This window comes from Acinetobacter sp. WCHAc010034, from assembly GCF_001696615.3.
Lineage (GTDB): Bacteria > Pseudomonadota > Gammaproteobacteria > Pseudomonadales > Moraxellaceae > Acinetobacter.
Genome location: NZ_CP032268.1, coordinates 30,058 through 48,663 on the forward strand (window position 1 = coordinate 30,058; position 18,606 = coordinate 48,663).

The window sequence follows — 18,606 nt, forward strand, 5'->3', positions numbered from 1 at the left end:
ACTATTTTCGCTCTAAGTGTTTAATCGATAAAGATTTGACATTATCTTGCAATTGCTGGCGGGCTTGCTGTACATAGACATTCGGGATAAGTGAAGAATGCGGATGAAAAGCCTCTCGGTCACGTTGGTCATGACCATACAGGGCCTGAATTAAGTGAAAAGCTAATGCTGGTTTACCCTCTTGCTGCTCATGCATCAAAAAGTTCATGTCAAAATGACGTAACCAATTCGAATACATATTCTTTGGAAAGACTCCTTGCATATATGAATTCACCCATTTTCTCGATAAAGGGATTAACTTAATTTTCCTGCTCTGCCATTCTTTGACAGTTATCGGCAAGATATCTTTACTAAAAATGACCTTACCAAAAAGATCATTTACAGTTATCTTCTTCTTTGCAAAGACTTGTCTAAAAAATGAACCGTACGCTTCAATAATTTGTTCTAAAAAGGCAGTGTAATTTTGCAGTGTTTTTATGAAAAAATCAGATAAAGGGATAAAACGACCATCTTTTCTTGCTTTACTATTTTTTTTATCATTCACATATAAAAGCTTGAGCTCAACACAATAATCATCCAAATTCCCCAACAGGTTTTTTTTAGGCCGACTTGCCAAACTCAACAAACTGATATGCCACATCCAACACGCATATGCATTAAGTTGATTAATAATGTGCTTATCTTCTTGGATGTTTTCGTGACAATGTCTATGTAAAATATGGAATTGCTCTTTCACAAAATTGGGTTCAAGTGCCAGTTGGCTCCCTATCCTTCCTATAGATAATGCAGATTGTACTTTGAATTGTTGTTGCAATATTTTTAGTTCAGCCGTGTCTTCAGTAAAATGTGTGGAATGTGGTGTAAGTGCTTTTTCTAAAAGGCTAGATATGTGCTACTGAGTTGAGTTTTCGGTAGCCCGCCATAATAGATACCAGGCATGTGATGCTGACTATCCCGCCCAGCAATTACATGAGCAAGATATTCATTATATGTTTCATAATATATATGAAAATATAATTGAGCCTGCAGTTTTTCTACAGTGATCGAACCTACAAACCGATTATCAAGCCAATTCTTAAGTTTCGTATTAATGTGTGTTGATGAAATTAGTGGATTCGATGCTTGTTCTATATAGTCAAACCAAGCAGAAGGTAAATGTAGTTGATGTGTCATCACTTCATTCCACCGCACATGATTTAAGCTCTTAATCTTCTGCTCTGTAATTTTAAGATTTAATTTGAGTAAATATTCGCGACGTCTACTTGAACCATTCTGGATCAAAATTCCATCTTGAATAAGCTCGTTAAAATCCATCAGTGCGACGGGTGATAATCCCGTCAAAAGTGACAATAAACATGCTGCAGCGATTGCAGCATCCCTCCAGTGCCCGGATAACTCGGTTCTCAACACATAAACAATTTGCTTCAGTATATCTGGCGCCAAATAATGTGGATTTGTAACAAAAGGAGCATGACGGCGCTGGCGATGCCGCATTAGATGCGTCGCATTATCGCTGAGTATATAATTTAAATTTTTAGACTTTTCATCTTCTGAATAAAACTCCATTTCAGGATCTAATAGATCAACTTCACCCTCTTCATCTTTGTGAAGAGCGGCATCATAAATACTGATCTTTGCGTTATGTCCAATATCTACTTGCTTACCCGTTTTAATTTCACGAAATTTTTTGAGTTCATTTTTCGTCGGCCATTGCAAAACTTTACTTTTTTTTGACTTACGCTGACGATGAACAACACGACGATCATCAAGTCTTTTAAAAATTATTAATAGAGCCGATAAATACTCTATGGCTTGTACTTGTTTGAAATCTTTAATATTAAAAAGTTGATTACGATCCTCCTTTTTCAAGTTACGTTCGTACATGACATAGCGATTTAGTAGCTCACTGCATTCTTGAAATAATTCAGCATGATTAGAATCCAGAACATATCGTGATACATAGCGAAAGAGATCACAAACATGTTTTTGCTTATTCTCAGCTTTATCAATTTTTGCAAATTCTTGATACTGCCGATATGTTAAAAAACTCGCTTGTAGAATCAAATAACGTTCAGACGACAGCTCTTGAGTATTACTAGTAGTCGGGCATGCAAAATAACTTAAAGAAGCTAGATAATAATATTTACCTAATTGTCTAGAACTAGATATATAGCCATATATCTGTTGTGCTTCCTTATATAGAGCATGGGCTTTTTCACGTAAATCATCTGATAGATCGACAAATTGTGTATTCACAACATGATTGCGTAATAAACAATAATCTTTTTGGAATTTTTCTGCTAAATCTAAGAATTGCTCTTCTGTTTCAATCTTTGGCATATTCGCTTTCGCTTAATTTTTTATCAAATTGCATTGGTTAAATTCATTACGATCTGAACAATTTGGTAAAAGTTGATCTTTTATTGAACTCTTTGTCAGCTTAAAAAATCTAGCAAAAAATTTAGCATCCAGCTCTTTCTGAGCTTTTCTCTCAAAGCACAAGTGTTGCTGTGATTTTTCGATAAAATCATCAAGATTATGTATCAACTGTAAGATTGCAACATAATTAGAATGTACACGTAAGCATGGCTCCGTTTGCATTAATAGCAATATTTTTTGCCAAATTTTCACATAGATTATTTTGAACTTTGCTTGTACTACTACTTTCTGGCTCTGTTTAATCTTTTTGATTTTCAGTAGTTCTGAGTTAATTTTTACTATCTTAAATTGAACATTTTGTCGCTCAAAGCAAAAGGGCATGATAAATTGCCCCATAAATATCTCTATATTTTTTACTAAATAGTCAAATTTTAACATTTTTATCGATATAAAAAATGAGCATATCTTTGTATATTAAAATTCATTTAATTTATCAACTAAATTTTCTCAAAATTACAATTATCAACAAATACATATGGTTTACTTATCATGGGTGGTCTAAATTTTAAAAATTCTTCCACTTTTTTTTAGTTTTCTGTTATCTGCTGAAGAGCAAATGGTCCGTATGGCTCTTGCAGATATTGAAGCAGTTAAAGGTCTTACTTTTGATCTTCCCAATCGAAAACTGAAAGTCTTCCATAATGAAGGGATTCAGCAAATTACGGCCAAACTTGAAGGACTGGGTTTTGGGGCGAAACTTGATGAAACACAGCTTTCTACAGGCGATATACCTAATGAACCTGATCCTGTGAGACAAGCTAAAGTACTTAAACTGTTATTAGGCATTAATGCTCTACTTTTCTTTATAGAATTCATCAGCGGAATTATTGCTGCGTCTACAGGATTGATTGCTGATTCTCTAGATATGTTTGCCGATGCAGCCGTTTATGGTATTGCGCTATATGCCGTCGGAAAAGCTGCGAAATATCAAGTGAAAGCAGCCCATTTCGCAGGTTGGATTCAGTTATTACTTGCTGTCATCGTGATTATTGATGTCATTAGACGATTCATGTTTGGAAGCGAGCCAGAATCAACGCTCATGATTGTTATTGGCCTGCTCGCACTTATAGCTAACGTGACATGCTTATATCTTATTTCTGGTCATCGAGAAGATGGCGCACATATGAAAGCCAGTTGGATTTTCTCGGCGAATGACGTTGTCGTAAATATGGGCGTTATATTTGCCGGTGTACTCGTGGCGTGGACGGGATCAGCTTACCCAGACTTAATCATTGGCATCCTGGTTTCTTTATTCGTGCTTAATGGTGCTCGAAAGATTTTGGCTTTGAAGTAAGAGTATCGAAAATGAATCTATTTCAAGTTAAACAAAATCAGATCGTCAAAATTAGAGATCTCAAAAAAGGTAATCAATACAGTCATACCACTGATCCCGTATTGGAACGGCTCCAACTATTAGGTTTTAGAGAGGGTGAAACTCTACAAGTACTCGCTAAAGGTGTTTTTGGCGGAGATCCTGTTTTAGTTCAAATTGAAACTTCAAGATTCGCATTAAGAAAGAATGAAGCTGAAAGAATTTTTGTAGAGTTAGTATCCAATGAAGATTAAGAACATTGCATTAGTCGGTAATCCAAATTGCGGAAAAACCTCTTTATTTAATACGCTTACTGGTACGCGACAAAAAGTTGCCAACTATGCTGGAGTTACCGTAGAAAGAAAAGAAGGTTCTTTTAAATTACCTTCTGGTGATGCAATACGAGTATTGGACTTACCCGGAACTTACAGTTTAAAACCTAGTAGTTTAGATGAAGAAGTCACCAGGGCAGTTTGTTTGGGCGAGCTAAAAGGTGAAATTCTACCCGATATTTTTATATGCGTTGTAGATGCCACAAATTTAAGCTTACATTTGAGCTTGGTTCTCGAAGTTCGTGCTCTAAATCGCCCTATGATTCTTGTATTAAATATGATGGATGAGGTCAAAAAGCGTGGTATTTCCATTGATAAGGATAAACTGTCTCAACTGTTAGGTATCCCTGTAGTTGAAGCTGTCGCAGTTAAAACAAAAGGAATTCAAGATTTAATTAATCAATTAGATCAAAAAAATCTTTTTATTACTCCTTATCATTCTGAATTAAGTCATTTTGAACAGGTCAAACAAATCACCAAACAAGTTATTTTAAATAATGACAGTGGTGATAAAAGAACCGCATTTCTAGATAAAATTTTTCTACATCCTGTATTGGGTTTAGTAATCTTAACTTTAACCATGTTTGTGATGTTCCAGGCGGTATTTATATGGGCAACGCCTTTTATTGAATTCATTGAAAATTTTGTCGCATGGCTCAGTGATTTTATTGGACCACTAATCCAACATCCTCTATTAAAAAGCTTGGTTGTGGATGGGGTAATTGCTGGTGCAGGTAGCGTGCTTGCATATATGCCTCAGATTTTGATTTTATTCTTCTTCATTTTAATGCTTGAAGAGTCAGGCTATTTACCCCGGGCAGCATTTCTTTTAGATAAATTAATGTCTAAAGCCGGGCTTAGCGGCCGTTCATTTATTCCTCTGCTATCCAGTTTTGCTTGTGCCATTCCCGGAATTATGGCAACCAGAAGTATCAGCTCTGAACGGGACCGATTAGCAACAATTATGATTGCACCCTTGATGACCTGTTCAGCAAGATTGCCAGTATATGCTTTATTGATCGCGGCATTTATTCCGAACCAATTAATCTACGGCTGGTTAAGTCTGCAAGGATTAGTCCTTTTTGGTCTTTATATGTCGGGAATAGTCTCAGCGTTATTAGTTTCAGTGTTTCTGAAATTGGTTCGAAAAGATAAAACTGAAAGTATTTTTATTTTTGAACTTCCCACATACCGAATTCCAGATATTAGAAATATTGCATTAGGCTTATATGATAGGGCAACTATTTTCTTAAAACGAGTTGGTGGCATTATCGTTGCGCTGTCTATCTTGTTATGGGTGCTAGTCACGTTCCCTCAACCACCAGATAATGCAACCATGCCGGCCATTAACTATAGTTTAGCTGGTCAGTTAGGGCATTTAATTCATCCTATATTTGCGCCTATTGGGTTTACATGGGAAATATGTATTGCACTCATTCCTGCTATGGCAGCAAGGGAAGTTGTAATTGCTGCTCTTGGGGTGATTTATGCGATGTCAGGTGATGAAGATACAGTAACTCAAAGTCTGTTAAGTCAAATTTCAGGCCCGGATGGATGGGGGTTAGCCACAGGTTTATCATTATTGGTATGGTTTATTTTTGCTCCCCATTGTCTTGCCACGTTAGCAACAATTAGACGAGAAACAGGTAGCTGGAAACAGCCTGTCGTTATGGCAACTTATTTGTTTGCATTATCCTACATCTTTTCATTCATCACATATCAAGTTGCGAGTAAGTTTTAATTAGCAAATGAATAAAAGAGGGGGGGAGCTAGCTCCCCCCCCTTTATTAAATTACTCGATGTAAGCGTGGGCTTCTGAATACTTTTATCTAACTATAACAACTACTTAAATGTTTAAATCTCTAGGTTTTGAATAGTCGAGGTATCAGACGAATATAGATTGGTAAAAAGCATAGTTCAACGATAGTCTGAGTCAAGATTACAGCAGGAATTATGGGCATACTTCCCGGAATTGCAAAAGCTAATGGAAGAATAACAAATGAATTTCTATATGATGCTGAAAAGGACACAGCACTAGCAGAGCCAGATTCTAATCGAAAAATACGAGCAATTATCCAACCCACGAATGGAGCAATAATGGCAAAAGAAATATAAATTGGTAAAGCTTGAAGAGCTGCACTTTTTGCAAGCCCAATTTGAGGCATAACTGATGCTAGGACGATAAACAAAACTAGGGCTGTGGCAGGTACAGGAAATAAGTTTAGGCTTTCAGCCACTTTTTCTGCTTGTTCATTTCTATTCCCAATGAACTGAACTATAGCTGCCATTGCTAAGGGTGCAACAATGAACCATACAAACGCATGGACAAAAGGACCAATTTCAACAAGCTGAGCTACCTCTTCTCCGAGGAGTACACCAAGATAAATTGGTAGTAAGATCATTTGGATAAGCAATAATACAGGTGTCATCGCAAGTAATAATCTTGCATTACCTTTCCCAACATGGGTGAAAGTAATCACATAATCAATACACGGTGCTAGTAGAACAAAAAGTACAGCTAAACGAATAAGTGGGTTTTCAGGTAAAAATTGTATTAGACCTGCCGTAATTAAAGGTAAGGCAATAAAGTTAGTAATAAGTAATGCAGAAATAAAACGTAAATTTTTTAATGCCTTGCCAATTTCTGCAATAGGTACTTGTAAAAAAGTAGCAAATAACATTAATGCCAGTGCAGGGTTAATCAAACTTTCTAAAATCGTCGCTCCACTGATGGTTAATCCAAAAATAACTCCGATAAAGATGGTACAGAAGTAGATTTTGACTTGATTATCTTCAAGAAAATTTCGAATATTTTCCATTTTAATTGAGTTACTCACTTGCTTTTAAATAGCGGTATACCGCCTGGCGACTAATTCCAAATGCCTGGCCTAATGCCATTTTTGAAGGGTACTTTCCTTCCTTCCATTCTTGTCTTAAAGCTTCAGCCTGTTCAGGTTTCAATTTATGTACACGCCCTTTGTACTTTCCTTGAGCAGAGGCCAGTTTTATTCCTTCTTTTTGACGCTCTAAAATGATCTCACGTTCGAACTGTGCAAAAGCGCCCATCAATTGCAGCATCAAATTATCCATCGGGGTAGATTGAGCAGTGAAAGTAATATTTTCTTTTACGAACTGGATGGCAATTCCTCGTTTGACCAGTTTATCTACTTCAGTGACTAAATCTTTTAAGCTTCGAGCAAAACGATCCATGGAATGTACAATCACCCTGTCCCCTTCCCGGACATAGTTCAACATTTCCTGAAATTTCGGTCGGTCGGTATTTTTACCCGAAGCTCGGTCAACAAAAATCCGGTCGATTTCAATTCCCTCAAGTTGACGTCCTGTATTTTGCTCGACTGAACTCACCCGGACATAACCTACTTTTTGACCTTTCACTCTTTCACTCCCCAATTGGATAAAAATGAACAATTTCGTAAATTATAAATCTTTAATATCAAAGTTACATGTTATATATGATTAAAAATCATTTAAATGATACATAAAATCCGGGACATTCTGAGTGTTGCTTTAGGGTACAGGCAAATAACACTCATCTAGAGCCTGTCACCAATTAGCTTGAGAAAACCTGATTTGTCCTCATTATCCTTTCATGACTAAAAGCTATGTATTAAGAAACGATCAGAGAGAACGGATTAAGGATTTGTTGCCTGGACGGGCGGGTACTGTTGGAGTAACCGACAAAGATAACTGAACTCTACTGTAAGTAGTCATATCCTTATTTTTATCTAATTGAGGTGTATAGGCTGAAGGCATCATGTGATGTCATAAGAAAGGCTGAGCGGATTTTTTGCATGTGATTTAAAGTTTATGGCTGTTATATATTTGATATTAATAAGTAAGTTATTTGTTACAACGTGCATTGATCTACTTTTGCTGTTTCAATTGCTCTGTGCTATTGATACTACTCCGTTCGATTTTTGGTAAATTTTCATGTCTAAAAAAGTTTTTGAAGATTCAGATAAAAAAATTATATTACCTGCTGATATTAAATTTGATAACGGCTTAGTAGTACCTATTGAAGAGGTTAGTGTTAATACTGTCCGTGATGATGATAATAATATTATTGCCTTAGATCTTAATACCGATTATGACGGTCCAACTATGACTAACCACATAGTTTTTGATATTTATGGTCAGCCAGATACAGGTATTGGTTTATATGATGAAGACCCAGATTACTACGAACATCCTGATGATCGTTCTTATGATGTAGCAGAAGATATTTCCCAAGAAACGTTAGATGAAATACAAATTCAAATCAAATAAAAAAGCCCCTACACTAGTTGAGTAAGGGCTTCTTGTTCATTCGTAGTGGTAACGACATGAAATAATCGTTATCGCTGCGTCTGTTACTTCATAGACTAGTCTATTCTTTTCATCTATTCGTCTGCTCCAAAACCCAGATAAATCACCGAGTAATGGTTCAGGCTTACCAATACCTTCAAATGGAGTTCTCAGACACTCCTTGATTAAGGCATTGATTCGCTTTAGAGTCTTTTTGTCTTGGCTTTGCCAGTAAACATAATCATCCCAAGCTGAAGGTGTAAAACTAGTCTTCCGTTTCATCTAAAAGTTCTCTTTCGATCGTTTTAGATGCTCGTAATTCTGCAATTGATTTTGCTAAATGTGCTGCATTACTTGGAGAAGACATGAGATGCAATGTTTCCATCAAACTATCGTAATAGTCTTGACCCATAACAACGGCATGTTGACCTTCTTTACGTGTAATAACAGCTACATCTGCATCATCAATAACACGGTCTAAAACCGTTTTCAGGTTATTGCGAGCATCTGTATATGTAAATACATGCATTTATAGCCACCGATTAACAATCATCATTGTCTTAGTAATTTTAATTGTACAGTATTCTGTACATAAAGTAAAACACTTACTTCGTAAAAAGTAAGAGCCATAATTTATGGCACTGTTGCAAATAGCGATTGATGATAAGCAAAATAGTTTTTTAGCTAAAAGTTCAGTATATGAATCTCTTCCATTGTCGGCATTTTTAGGGCGAAATCATTCTTTGGGCTGTGTGCTGGTATTGTAATATGGCATTAGCTACGTGAACTTCGGGAAATGCTTTCTGAACGTGGTGTGAATGTTGATCACACGACTATCTCAGAGTGAAGTGTGTCTAGTTAATAGAGTTTTCGGTCTCTAAGCTTTTTTGAAGGGAATCTCATTGATTCAGTTCCCTATTTGCAACAGTGCCATTAAAATTACTAATATTTTTAAATAAGAAACTTTTTGGACAAATTATTTCAAACAGACCTGTAAAACAATTAAACTATTTATACATAAATTTATAAAATAGGGGGAAATTTTATGACTGACTTTATTAATAATATTCCATCCGACTTACCGGCTTGGGCATGGGTAGCTATCACCGCTCTAGTAGTTTTAGGTCTTTGGCTTTTAGCTAAAGCGACCGGTAACACCAATAAAAAAACAACAATCATTAAAGGTGTGAATCAATCATCAAGTTTTGCCAGTTCACAGCAAGTTGCAGAGACAATTCATAATCACGATAGTAAACCTAAATCAGATCAAGGCGAATAATCATGGGGGCATTATCAGAAAAAGTAGATATTAGTGAAGTCACACAAGGCGGTTCAAACAATACTCAACAGGTTGCTAAGACCATCATCAACAACTATGGAACCACTCCATTTAACGAATCAAAAAAATCTTTTATAATTCAAGATATTATCGAAAACATTATTGAATTAGAATTATCTTTTGAGGCTTCAGAGGTAGATGTAAAAATATACGATATAAGTAAAAAAGTGGATCACAATAGAATTGAAATTTACAAAGAAGCCTTCGATTTTTTCATGGGACACAGACAAGTAATTCAGTCACGATTGCATGCATTGGAAAACAACCTTACACCACTTGCAACAAATAAACTTTTTATGGTCATTCGAAATCTTTACCACAAATATGTTTATTTAAAAGATCCAGACTCTATAATTGGTCAAATGCAAACTGAGTTGTCTAATATTTTACTGGCAAGTAATCCAGAAAACTATGATAATATTTCATACGTACCATCAATTATTTTCTATGTTTTCTCTGAATGCCAAATATTTAAAAAGCCTCCGCTATGATTTTACTATCCAATAAGAATCCTAAAAATTCAGTATATTATTTAGGCTCCGTCTTATTAAAAATCATGATTCAAAATAAAGAAAACAATCTTGGAATTAATGATTATTATGATCTAGTCAACAGCATTGAACCTATTTCAATGAATAGATTTTTATTAGTTTTAGACTGGTTATATATGCTTGGAAAAATAAGCTCAGACAGTAAAAAAGGATTAATTTTATGTATCTGAAATACTTATCCATTAAAGATAAGGATAATAATCCTATTCAACATGTTGAGTTCAAGAAAGGTATAAATATAATTAAAGGTGAGAAATCTAATAATACTTCAAATACAAAAACAAATAGTTTAGGTAAAACAACGCTTTTACGCTGTGTAGATTTTTGTCTTGCAGGTAAATGGAGTTCATTCGTCTTTGATAAAGAGTTGAAAGACACAAAGAATAATACTGTATTTAATTTTCTTAAAGAAACACTGCCTTCTTTCGAATTAGTGCTCGCCGATACTCTAGAGAATAAAGTTACAAAAACCCTTAAGATCACTAGATCACTTACAATCAATCAAAAAGCAAAAAAAGAGACTAGTTTTTTTAGTACCAATAATTTTATCAATGGTGAATTAGTCTCAGAAGCAATTTTTGAAGAAAAAATTAAAAAAATGCTATTTGACTTCCAAGGTGATAAACCATCTCTAAGACAATTGACTGGCTTTGTTGCACAAACCTATCTGTAAAGGCTTTTTCAGCGATATAATTTTCAAATGAAGAAGCCTATACACAAAATCTATCGCACAACCAATTGGCCCGCATATAACCGAGCACTCATGAGTCGCGGAAATATTGCCATTTGGTTTGATCCTGCTACGCAATGGTATGCTCCATCAAAAGGCAAACAAGGGCGAAATCAAACCTACTCCGACGCAGCTATCCAATGCTGCTTAATGATTAAATCCTTATTCCGTCTATCTTTACGTATGGTCACTGGCTTTGTGCAAAGTCTGATTAAACTTTGTGGATTAAATTGGACCGCACCAGATTACAGTACGCTTTGCAGAAGACAAAAACATATTGATATTGCGATTAATTATCAAAAAAGCAGTGGTGGGCTTAACTTGCTGGTAGACTCTACCGGTCTAAAGTTTTTAGGTGAAGGTGAATGGAAAAGGAAGAAACATGGACCTGAATATCGTCGCCAATGGCGTAAACTTCATATTGGTATAGATGCTGAAACCCTTCAAATACGCGCCATTCAACTCACTACAAATAATGTGAGTGATTCACAAGTGCTTGGTGATTTACTCGATCAGATTCCACAAGATGAGCAGATTGACTCTGTTTATACCGATGGAGCTTATGACACCAAGCAATGCCGTCAGGTCATTGCAGATCGGCAAGCGCATGCGGTGATTCCACCTAGAAAAAATGCGAAACCATGGAAAGATACAAAGATCAGCTCGCTAGCGCGAAATGAATTACTTCGAACAGTTAAACGTTTAGGCAGGACATTATGGAAAAAATGGTCCGGCTATCATTGCCGAAGTTTGGTCGAAACTAAGATGCATTGCATCAAATTATTGGGGGATAAACTCAGTGCAAGAAAATTTGATAGCCAAGTCAATGAAATTCATGCACGTGTAGCAGTCCTCAACAGATTTACGGAATTAGGTCGACCACTTACCCAAGTTACGCCTTAAATTTGGCTCAATTAGGGGGCTTTGTATTTCAAATCTTTGTGCAACAAAGCCCAATTGACTCCAAAATTTATTCGAACTTCTGATCATCAAATTTCCAATATTATTAAATATCTCCATCCATCTACTTCTTCATTTGAGTATGAATTATTACATTTGTTCTTATTTGATTTTCCTAAAATGGATATTATTCATGAAAGAACAAATATTGAGCATACCATTGGATCAAAATCACAAGAGTTTAAATATCTTAATAACACGTTAAGTACTGGTAAACGTGAAATCAATGATGTAAAAAAAATAGAGCTTCTTGAACTCAAGTCAAAATATGACAGTTTCCAAAGGCTTTGTTGCACAAAGATTTGAAATACAAAGCCCCCTAATTGAGCCAAATTTAAGGCGTAACTTGGGTAAGTGGTCGACCTAATTCCGTAAATCTGTTGAGGACTGCTACACGTGCATGAATTTCATTGACTTGGCTATCAAATTTTCTTGCACTGAGTTTATCCCCCAATAATTTGATGCAATGCATCTTAGTTTCGACCAAACTTCGGCAATGATAGCCGGACCATTTTTTCCATAATGTCCTGCCTAAACGTTTAACTGTTCGAAGTAATTCATTTCGCGCTAGCGAGCTGATCTTTGTATCTTTCCATGGTTTCGCATTTTTTCTAGGTGGAATCACCGCATGCGCTTGCCGATCTGCAATGACCTGACGGCATTGCTTGGTGTCATAAGCTCCATCGGTATAAACAGAGTCAATCTGCTCATCTTGTGGAATCTGATCGAGTAAATCACCAAGCACTTGTGAATCACTCACATTATTTGTAGTGAGTTGAATGGCGCGTATTTGAAGGGTTTCAGCATCTATACCAATATGAAGTTTACGCCATTGGCGACGATATTCAGGTCCATGTTTCTTCCTTTTCCATTCACCTTCACCTAAAAACTTTAGACCGGTAGAGTCTACCAGCAAGTTAAGCCCACCACTGCTTTTTTGATAATTAATCGCAATATCAATATGTTTTTGTCTTCTGCAAAGCGTACTGTAATCTGGTGCGGTCCAATTTAATCCACAAAGTTTAATCAGACTTTGCACAAAGCCAGTGACCATACGTAAAGATAGACGGAATAAGGATTTAATCATTAAGCAGCATTGGATAGCTGCGTCGGAGTAGGTTTGATTTCGCCCTTGTTTGCCTTTTGATGGAGCATACCATTGCGTAGCAGGATCAAACCAAATGGCAATATTTCCGCGACTCATGAGTGCTCGGTTATATGCGGGCCAATTGGTTGTGCGATAGATTTTGTGTATAGGCTTCTTCATTTGAAAATTATATCGCTGAAAAAGCCTTTACAGATAGGTTTGTGCAACAAAGCCGTTTCCAAATCTCAAAAGAGTATGATCATGAAAATGATGCTTTAAATAAGATTCAAGAAAAAATAAATAAAACGAAAGCTCATATCAATGAACTTTTACTTGATAAAGATGTTTGGGAAAAGCGATTAGCGGAAATGCTATCAAAGAGTAATTCTATTGATACTCAAACTATAGAGTACATCTATAAAGAAGCTCAAATCTACAATATCGATATACATAAAAAGTTTGAAGAAACTGTTATTTTCCACCAAAAAATGATTGAAAATGAAGTTGAATTTATCAAAAAATCAGTTTCTAAAAGCAAAGAAGCAATTAATTCACTAGAATTGGAACATGCTAAATTAGCAGAAGAATATTCAGTCCTGCTAAATCAATTAGCAAAAACAGGCTCTCTTACTGAATATACCAATTTAGGTCATCAAATTAATGAACTTACTAAAGAGATTGCGGAGACTGAATCCTTAATAAGTCAACGTGAAAAAACCTCGGAAGAGTTGGCATCACTTAAACAGCAATTTAATAATCTAACGATAAAAATTGAGGATATATTAGAAAAAATGCGAATTAAAATTACTATTTTTAATCGCTATTTTTCTGAATACTCAAAGATTCTAACCGATGATAGTTACTACATAGTTGTCAACAAGGATAAGCTTCAACACTTCACCCTTATACCAAGTTGTGAAAGAAACGATAGTAATATTGGTGATGGTAGTAAACAAAGCGTCATCATTGCTTTCGATTTAGCTTATGTTTCATTTGCCAATGACCATACTATTAACCTAACAAGACCACACTTTTTTACACAAGATAAAATAGAAATTATTGATGTCAATATCTTGGATAGATTGATCAACCTTATTAATAGAGTCGATTGTCAGTTTATATTTCCTATCATTTCAGACAAATTAGATGGCATCCCCGATTTTGATGATAGTAATATAATACTTACATTATCAGAGGATAATAAATTCTTTAATATTGAGAAATACAACTCTGCCAAGAAAGGTTTAATATCAAAGTCTATAATCGATCTTGCTTTATAATATTACATCCAATATAAGCCAGGCTTCTTTAACTATAGCTAACTTGATTAGACATTTAAGTATTAAACTATTTTATAGCTACAATATTTAATGTCTGAAAAAGCTTTTAATTGTATGGATAGATAGCCCAAGCGTAAGTATCCGGCGATATTTATATATGAAATTCGAGTATTAGGATCCAAAAACCTAATTTTTATAAGCAGATACTCGTTATACTTAAGCAAATTTAGGTATTACTAGAGATTCTTGCTTCATGACTCAGGTTCAACTTCAACAACTACAAAAACATCTTTGGAATATTGCGAACGATTTACGTGGAAAAATGGGAGCTGATGAGTTCCGTGACTACATTCTCGGCTTCATTTTCTACAAATACCTGTCTGAAAAAGCGATTAGCTTTGCCAATGAACTGTTGAAAGATGAAGGCTTGGCAGAAAAATATCACCAACTTGATGAAAATAACCCTGATCACGCTGAACTCATTGACGGCATCAAAGAAAACTCAGTCGAAGAAGTCGGTTATGCCCTAGCTCCAAAGCAACTGTTCCACACAATTGCTGAACGTGGTCGTCAAGGTGAATTCATTCTTGATGAATTATCAAATACCTTACGAGAAATCGAACGTAGTACCTTGGGTGCTGAGTCTGAAGATGATTTTGCCAATCTATTTGAGGATCTCGACCTTAATTCAACCAAACTCGGCAACAATGCCAACGATCGTAATGAATTGGTCAGCAAAGTACTCACACATTTAGACAACATCGATTTTGATCTCAGTAACTCAGAATCAGATGTATTGGGTGATGCCTACGAATACCTGATTGGTGAATTTGCATCTGGTGCAGGTAAAAAAGCAGGTGAATTCTATACACCTCAAACCGTATCAACTTTGCTTGCAAAGATCGTGACTCAAGGCAAACAACGTCTACGTTCAGTCTATGATCCGACATGTGGTTCAGGTTCATTGCTTTTGCGTGTAAAACGTGAAGTTCAAGATGTCGATATGATTTACGGTCAAGAGATGAACCGGACCACCTATAACCTGGCACGAATGAACATGATTTTGCATGATGTTCACTTTGCCAAATTCGATATCAAGCAAGAAGATACCTTAATTCGCCCACAGCACATTGATCAGCGTTTTGAAGCAGTGGTCGCCAATCCTCCATTCTCAGCCAAATGGTCAGCAGATCCTATCTTCTTGCAAGACGAGCGTTTTAGCCGTTTTGGTAAACTTGCACCAAGTTCAAAAGCAGATATGGCTTTTGTTCAGCACATGCTTCATCAGCTCGATCACAACGGTACTATGGCGGTTGTTCTACCGCATGGTGTGTTGTTCCGTGGTTCAAGTGAAGGTGTGATTCGTCAGTACCTGATTGAAAAACTGAATGTGATTGATACTGTGATTGGCTTACCTGCCAACATTTTCTACGGTACGTCTATTCCAACCTGTATTTTGGTACTGAAGAAAAATCGTAAACATACAGGCGATATTTTATTCATTGATGCCAGCAATGACTTTGACAAACAGAAGAACCAAAACAAGCTATTACCTGAACATCTCGATAAGATCATTGCAGCCTTTGAACAGCGTCAAAATATCGAGAAATATGCAAAGGTTGCGACACTGCAAGACGTGAAAGATAACGATTACAACCTCAATATTCCTCGCTATGTCGATACCTTCGAAGCTGAAGATGAAATAGATCTGAATGCCATTGCACAGCAACTCAAAGAACTTGAGCAGCAAAGCCAAAATACCGACAAAGTAATTGCTGAATTCTGTAAAGAACTTGACATTGACTCACCTTTTACGGAGGTGAAGTAATGGCTACACCTAAGTTACGTTTTCCAGCATTTGAAGAGAAGTGGAACAAACAAAGATTAGATAGTTTTTTAGAAAGAGTTTCTAATCCTATTGATGTGATTCCTAACAAAAAATACTCCCAAATTGGCATTCGTTCGCATGGCAAAGGAATTTTTCATAAAGAAGCTGTTACAGGTGAAGAGTTAGGAAATAAAAGAGTATTTTGGGTTGAGCCAAATGCTTTGGTAGTGAACATTGTTTTTGCATGGGAACGAGCTATTGCAGTTACAAGTGATGCAGAAAAAGGAATGATTGCATCGCATCGATTTCCTATGTATTTGCCGAAAAATAATTTATCGAATGTAAACTTTCTTCGCTATTTGTTTGTTACTGATAAAGGACAAAGTTATTTAGAGCTTGCATCCCCAGGGGGAGCAGGACGCAATAAAACCCTAGGTCAATCTAATTTTGCGGAATTAAAAATTGATCTACCAAGTTTAGAAGAACAAACAAAAATCGCTACTTTTCTTTCTACAGTGGATGAAAAGATTAGTCAGCTTTCGCAAAAACTCCACCTTCTGGGCCAATATAAACAAGGCATGATGCAAAAGCTGTTTAGTCAGCAGATTCGCTTTAAAGCGAATGATGGTAGTGAGTTTGGAGAGTGGGGAAAAGTTAAATTCTCTGAAAGTTTCGTATTTCATAATACAAACTCATATTCACGGGCTTTGCTGTCGGAAGTAGGTGAAGTTATGAATATTCACTATGGTGATATTCATACAAAGTTTTCTATGCTTTTTGATGTATCTAAAGAAATTGTGCCATTTTTAAATGATCAAATAGATTCTACTAAAATTGCTGAAAATCAATTTTTGAAAGAGGGCGATTTAGTTATTGCTGATGCTTCTGAAGATTACAAAGATATTGGTAAAGCCATCGAAGTTGTTCATCTAAACAACCAGAAAGTTGTTGCAGGATTACACACATATATCGCTAGGCCTGTTCAACCCTTTGCCTTGGGTTTCTGTGGATATTTAATGCAAACTTTTGAAGTTCGGGAGCAAATTAAAAAGCTAGCTACGGGTACTTCTGTCCTGGGAATTTCAAAAACAAATATTGGCAAAGTTGAAATAAAACTCCCCAGCCTCGAAGAACAAACCAAAATCGCCAACTTCCTATCAAGCATTGATCAAAAAATTGATGTTGTTTCAGAGCAGCTAGAACAAGCCAAGCTTTGGAAAAAAGGACTTTTACAGCAAATGTTTGTTTAAATACTGAGAACGTCAATTCCTCCATCTGATCTGAAGACTTTGAGGGTAAAACATCACCGTATGTTTTGAGCTTCAATCAGATGGATTTCACTTAGATCACAGTAATTCAATAAAAAATTAGAGAAAGAGATGTCCGTACAAAGCGAAGCTCAACTTGAAAATCAACTCATTGAACAGCTCAAAAACCTGGGCTATCACCAGGTTGATCTCAAAGATGAAAATCAACTGCTGAGCAATCTAAAAATTCAAGTTGAACGCGCCAATGACATCGCTTCTTTCTCTGCAAATGAATGGGCACAAGTCCTCAACCATCTCAAGGCTGGCAATAGTTTTAACTGTGCCAAAGTACTGCGTAATCGCTTTCCTGTGAACTTTGACGATGGTTCTACACGCCACATTGATTTTTTGTTTGCCGATCCTCAGAAAAACATCTACCAAGTGACCAATCAGATCGCTATCGATCACAGTGCCAGTAATGGCCACACCAGTCGCTTTGATGTCACCTTGCTGATCAATGGCCTGCCTTTGGTGCAAATCGAGCTAAAACGCGCCGGGGTAGAGCTTCCTGAAGCCTTTAACCAAACCCAACGCTATGCCAAAGTCGCTTATAGTAGCGGAGCAGGTCTGTTTAATTACATCCAGCTGTTCGTGATTAGTAATCGTGACCACACCCATTACTATTCAACCGGCACCAGCAATTTCGAATTTACCTTCCCTTGGGCAGATTTTGACAATAAGCATATCCATAAAATCGATACCTTTGCCGAAGCCTTTTTAAAGCATCAGCACATCACCCAAATGCTGACTGAATACATGGTGATCCTGGAAGTTGAAAAGCGTTTGATGGTGCTGCGTCCCTACCAAATCTATGCGGTACAGCAGATTATTCAACGTGTGCAACATTCAGCGCAAAATGGCTATATCTGGCACACCACAGGCTCAGGAAAAACCCTGACTTCATTCAAAGCCAGTCAACTCATCATGCGTTTGCCTGAAGTTGAAAAGGTCCTCTTCGTGGTGGATCGCAGTGATCTCGATACCCAAACGGTACGTGAGTTCAATGCCTTCAAAAAAGACAGTGTCGATACCACCAAAAATACCGGAACTTTGGTCACTCAGTTGGGCCAAAAGCACGACAAACTGATTGTCACCACCTTACAAAAGCTCGGTGGTGTTTTAAAAAGTATGCTGAC

Annotated in this window: 18 protein-coding genes and 5 pseudogenes; 16 read left to right on the top strand and 7 right to left on the bottom strand. The window is 36.5% G+C overall.

What is annotated here, in order from left to right:
* Nucleotide 1 precedes the first annotated feature (1 nt).
* Both BEN74_RS00215 and BEN74_RS00220 read right to left on the bottom strand, forming a co-directional pair.
* Nucleotides 2-2,340: pseudogene (locus BEN74_RS00215) on the bottom strand (hypothetical protein).
* A gap of 12 nt (nucleotides 2,341-2,352) precedes the next feature.
* A complete protein-coding gene (locus BEN74_RS00220; protein ID WP_000911011.1) occupies nucleotides 2,353-2,817 on the bottom strand; it encodes a hypothetical protein in 465 nt (154 codons plus the stop codon).
* Nucleotides 2,818-2,980: 163 nt separating this feature from the next.
* On the opposite strand from BEN74_RS00220, the pseudogene BEN74_RS00225 reads away from it, so the two are divergent.
* The 3 genes and pseudogenes from BEN74_RS00225 to feoB form a co-directional block, all read left to right on the top strand.
* Nucleotides 2,981-3,733 (top strand): annotated as a pseudogene (locus BEN74_RS00225) (cation transporter); the annotation flags it as partial.
* 11 nt (nucleotides 3,734-3,744) lie between these two features.
* A complete protein-coding gene (locus BEN74_RS00230; protein WP_004665962.1) occupies nucleotides 3,745-4,005 on the top strand; it encodes a FeoA family protein in 261 nt (86 codons plus the stop codon).
* A complete protein-coding gene (gene feoB, locus BEN74_RS00235; protein WP_068911058.1) occupies nucleotides 3,995-5,824 on the top strand; it encodes a ferrous iron transporter B in 1,830 nt (609 codons plus the stop codon). The genes BEN74_RS00230 and feoB overlap by 11 nt, the downstream gene beginning before the upstream one ends.
* A 121-nt stretch (nucleotides 5,825-5,945) precedes the next feature.
* On the opposite strand, the gene BEN74_RS00240 is transcribed toward feoB, so the two are convergent.
* Both BEN74_RS00240 and BEN74_RS00245 read right to left on the bottom strand, forming a co-directional pair.
* Complete coding sequence (locus BEN74_RS00240; protein ID WP_004665958.1) at nucleotides 5,946-6,902, bottom strand: arsenic resistance protein; 957 nt, start codon at nucleotides 6,900-6,902, stop codon at nucleotides 5,946-5,948.
* A gap of 10 nt (nucleotides 6,903-6,912) precedes the next feature.
* Nucleotides 6,913-7,479 (bottom strand): recombinase family protein, encoded by a 567-nt coding sequence (locus tag BEN74_RS00245; RefSeq protein ID WP_004758168.1) that lies wholly within the window; start codon nucleotides 7,477-7,479, stop codon nucleotides 6,913-6,915.
* Nucleotides 7,480-7,693: 214 nt separating this feature from the next.
* On the opposite strand from BEN74_RS00245, the pseudogene BEN74_RS19620 reads away from it, so the two are divergent.
* Both BEN74_RS19620 and BEN74_RS00250 read left to right on the top strand, forming a co-directional pair.
* Nucleotides 7,694-7,792: pseudogene (locus BEN74_RS19620) on the top strand (IS5/IS1182 family transposase); the annotation flags it as partial.
* Nucleotides 7,793-8,034: 242 nt separating this feature from the next.
* A complete protein-coding gene (locus BEN74_RS00250) occupies nucleotides 8,035-8,370 on the top strand; it encodes a hypothetical protein (RefSeq protein ID WP_068911057.1) in 336 nt (111 codons plus the stop codon).
* Nucleotides 8,371-8,406: 36 nt separating this feature from the next.
* Here BEN74_RS00250 and BEN74_RS00255 read toward each other — a convergent pair whose 3' ends face one another.
* Together BEN74_RS00255 and BEN74_RS00260 are read right to left on the bottom strand one after the other, a co-directional pair.
* Nucleotides 8,407-8,670, bottom strand: a complete 264-nt coding sequence (locus BEN74_RS00255; RefSeq protein ID WP_005264103.1) for a Txe/YoeB family addiction module toxin — start codon at nucleotides 8,668-8,670, stop codon at nucleotides 8,407-8,409.
* A complete protein-coding gene (locus BEN74_RS00260) occupies nucleotides 8,654-8,917 on the bottom strand; it encodes a type II toxin-antitoxin system Phd/YefM family antitoxin (protein WP_005264105.1) in 264 nt (87 codons plus the stop codon). The genes BEN74_RS00255 and BEN74_RS00260 overlap by 17 nt, the downstream gene beginning before the upstream one ends.
* A gap of 106 nt (nucleotides 8,918-9,023) precedes the next feature.
* Between BEN74_RS00260 and BEN74_RS19775 the strand changes: the two genes are divergently transcribed.
* From BEN74_RS19775 to BEN74_RS00285, 7 genes and pseudogenes are all read left to right on the top strand, one after another.
* Nucleotides 9,024-9,155, top strand: coding sequence for a hypothetical protein (locus BEN74_RS19775; protein ID WP_261183611.1), 132 nt, complete (start codon nucleotides 9,024-9,026; stop codon nucleotides 9,153-9,155).
* Nucleotides 9,124-9,226, top strand: a pseudogene (locus BEN74_RS19565) (IS6 family transposase); the annotation flags it as partial. The gene BEN74_RS19775 and the pseudogene BEN74_RS19565, both read left to right, overlap by 32 nt.
* Nucleotides 9,227-9,433: 207 nt before the next feature.
* Entirely contained in the window at nucleotides 9,434-9,667 is a 234-nt protein-coding gene (locus BEN74_RS00265; protein ID WP_005264115.1) for a hypothetical protein, read from the top strand.
* 2 nt (nucleotides 9,668-9,669) lie between these two features.
* Nucleotides 9,670-10,218, top strand: a complete 549-nt coding sequence (locus BEN74_RS00270; protein ID WP_005264116.1) for a hypothetical protein — start codon at nucleotides 9,670-9,672, stop codon at nucleotides 10,216-10,218.
* Nucleotides 10,215-10,448 carry an ABC-three component system middle component 6 gene (locus BEN74_RS19870; RefSeq protein ID WP_068911056.1) on the top strand — a complete coding sequence of 78 codons (234 nt, stop codon included), beginning with the start codon at nucleotides 10,215-10,217 and terminating at the stop codon, nucleotides 10,446-10,448. The genes BEN74_RS00270 and BEN74_RS19870 overlap by 4 nt, the downstream gene beginning before the upstream one ends.
* The gene (locus BEN74_RS00280) at nucleotides 10,439-10,951 is read left to right on the top strand and encodes an AAA family ATPase (RefSeq protein WP_068911055.1); all 513 of its coding nucleotides are present in this window, start codon (nucleotides 10,439-10,441) and stop codon (nucleotides 10,949-10,951) included. Before BEN74_RS19870 ends, BEN74_RS00280 begins: the two co-directional genes overlap by 10 nt.
* 27 nt (nucleotides 10,952-10,978) lie before the next feature.
* Complete coding sequence (locus BEN74_RS00285) at nucleotides 10,979-11,911, top strand: IS5 family transposase (protein ID WP_068907481.1); 933 nt, start codon at nucleotides 10,979-10,981, stop codon at nucleotides 11,909-11,911.
* A 391-nt stretch (nucleotides 11,912-12,302) separates the two neighbouring features.
* Here the strand turns inward: BEN74_RS00285 and BEN74_RS00295 are convergent, their stop codons facing one another.
* Nucleotides 12,303-13,235: an IS5 family transposase gene (locus tag BEN74_RS00295; protein WP_068907481.1), complete on the bottom strand. Its 933-nt coding sequence runs from the start codon at nucleotides 13,233-13,235 to the stop codon at nucleotides 12,303-12,305.
* A 41-nt stretch (nucleotides 13,236-13,276) separates the two neighbouring features.
* Here BEN74_RS00295 and BEN74_RS00300 point away from each other — a divergent pair, with 41 nt between their 5' ends.
* From BEN74_RS00300 to BEN74_RS00315, 4 genes and pseudogenes are all read left to right on the top strand, one after another.
* Nucleotides 13,277-14,335, top strand: coding sequence for a DUF2326 domain-containing protein (locus BEN74_RS00300; RefSeq protein WP_068913018.1), 1,059 nt, complete (start codon nucleotides 13,277-13,279; stop codon nucleotides 14,333-14,335).
* Between the two features lie 253 nt (nucleotides 14,336-14,588).
* Nucleotides 14,589-16,163 (top strand): type I restriction-modification system subunit M, encoded by a 1,575-nt coding sequence (locus BEN74_RS00305; protein ID WP_068913020.1) that lies wholly within the window; start codon nucleotides 14,589-14,591, stop codon nucleotides 16,161-16,163.
* On the top strand, nucleotides 16,163-17,413 hold the full coding sequence (locus BEN74_RS00310; protein WP_068913022.1) for a restriction endonuclease subunit S: 1,251 nt from the start codon (nucleotides 16,163-16,165) through the stop codon (nucleotides 17,411-17,413). The genes BEN74_RS00305 and BEN74_RS00310 overlap by 1 nt, the downstream gene beginning before the upstream one ends.
* A 129-nt stretch (nucleotides 17,414-17,542) precedes the next feature.
* Nucleotides 17,543-18,598: pseudogene (locus tag BEN74_RS00315) on the top strand (type I restriction endonuclease); the annotation flags it as partial.
* Between the last annotated feature and the right edge of the window lie 8 nt (nucleotides 18,599-18,606).

What these genes read in the sequence shown, in the direction of transcription:
- BEN74_RS00230 (WP_004665962.1), top strand. Translation starts at nt 3,745, where the DNA reads ATGAATCTATTTCAAGTTAAACAAAATCAGATCGTCAAAATTAGAGAT.
- BEN74_RS00250 (WP_068911057.1), top strand. Translation starts at nt 8,035, where the DNA reads ATGTCTAAAAAAGTTTTTGAAGATTCAGATAAAAAAATTATATTACCT.
- BEN74_RS00280 (WP_068911055.1), top strand. Translation starts at nt 10,439, where the DNA reads ATGTATCTGAAATACTTATCCATTAAAGATAAGGATAATAATCCTATT.
- BEN74_RS00270 (WP_005264116.1), top strand. Translation starts at nt 9,670, where the DNA reads ATGGGGGCATTATCAGAAAAAGTAGATATTAGTGAAGTCACACAAGGC.
- BEN74_RS00295 (WP_068907481.1), bottom strand. Translation starts at nt 13,235, where the DNA reads ATGAAGAAGCCTATACACAAAATCTATCGCACAACCAATTGGCCCGCA.
- BEN74_RS19870 (WP_068911056.1), top strand. Translation starts at nt 10,215, where the DNA reads ATGATTTTACTATCCAATAAGAATCCTAAAAATTCAGTATATTATTTA.
- BEN74_RS00265 (WP_005264115.1), top strand. Translation starts at nt 9,434, where the DNA reads ATGACTGACTTTATTAATAATATTCCATCCGACTTACCGGCTTGGGCA.
- BEN74_RS00285 (WP_068907481.1), top strand. Translation starts at nt 10,979, where the DNA reads ATGAAGAAGCCTATACACAAAATCTATCGCACAACCAATTGGCCCGCA.
- BEN74_RS00255 (WP_005264103.1), bottom strand. Translation starts at nt 8,670, where the DNA reads ATGAAACGGAAGACTAGTTTTACACCTTCAGCTTGGGATGATTATGTT.
- BEN74_RS00220 (WP_000911011.1), bottom strand. Translation starts at nt 2,817, where the DNA reads ATGTTAAAATTTGACTATTTAGTAAAAAATATAGAGATATTTATGGGG.
- BEN74_RS00260 (WP_005264105.1), bottom strand. Translation starts at nt 8,917, where the DNA reads ATGCATGTATTTACATATACAGATGCTCGCAATAACCTGAAAACGGTT.
- feoB (WP_068911058.1), top strand. Translation starts at nt 3,995, where the DNA reads ATGAAGATTAAGAACATTGCATTAGTCGGTAATCCAAATTGCGGAAAA.
- BEN74_RS00305 (WP_068913020.1), top strand. Translation starts at nt 14,589, where the DNA reads ATGACTCAGGTTCAACTTCAACAACTACAAAAACATCTTTGGAATATT.
- BEN74_RS00240 (WP_004665958.1), bottom strand. Translation starts at nt 6,902, where the DNA reads ATGGAAAATATTCGAAATTTTCTTGAAGATAATCAAGTCAAAATCTAC.
- BEN74_RS00310 (WP_068913022.1), top strand. Translation starts at nt 16,163, where the DNA reads ATGGCTACACCTAAGTTACGTTTTCCAGCATTTGAAGAGAAGTGGAAC.
- BEN74_RS19775 (WP_261183611.1), top strand. Translation starts at nt 9,024, where the DNA reads ATGGCACTGTTGCAAATAGCGATTGATGATAAGCAAAATAGTTTTTTA.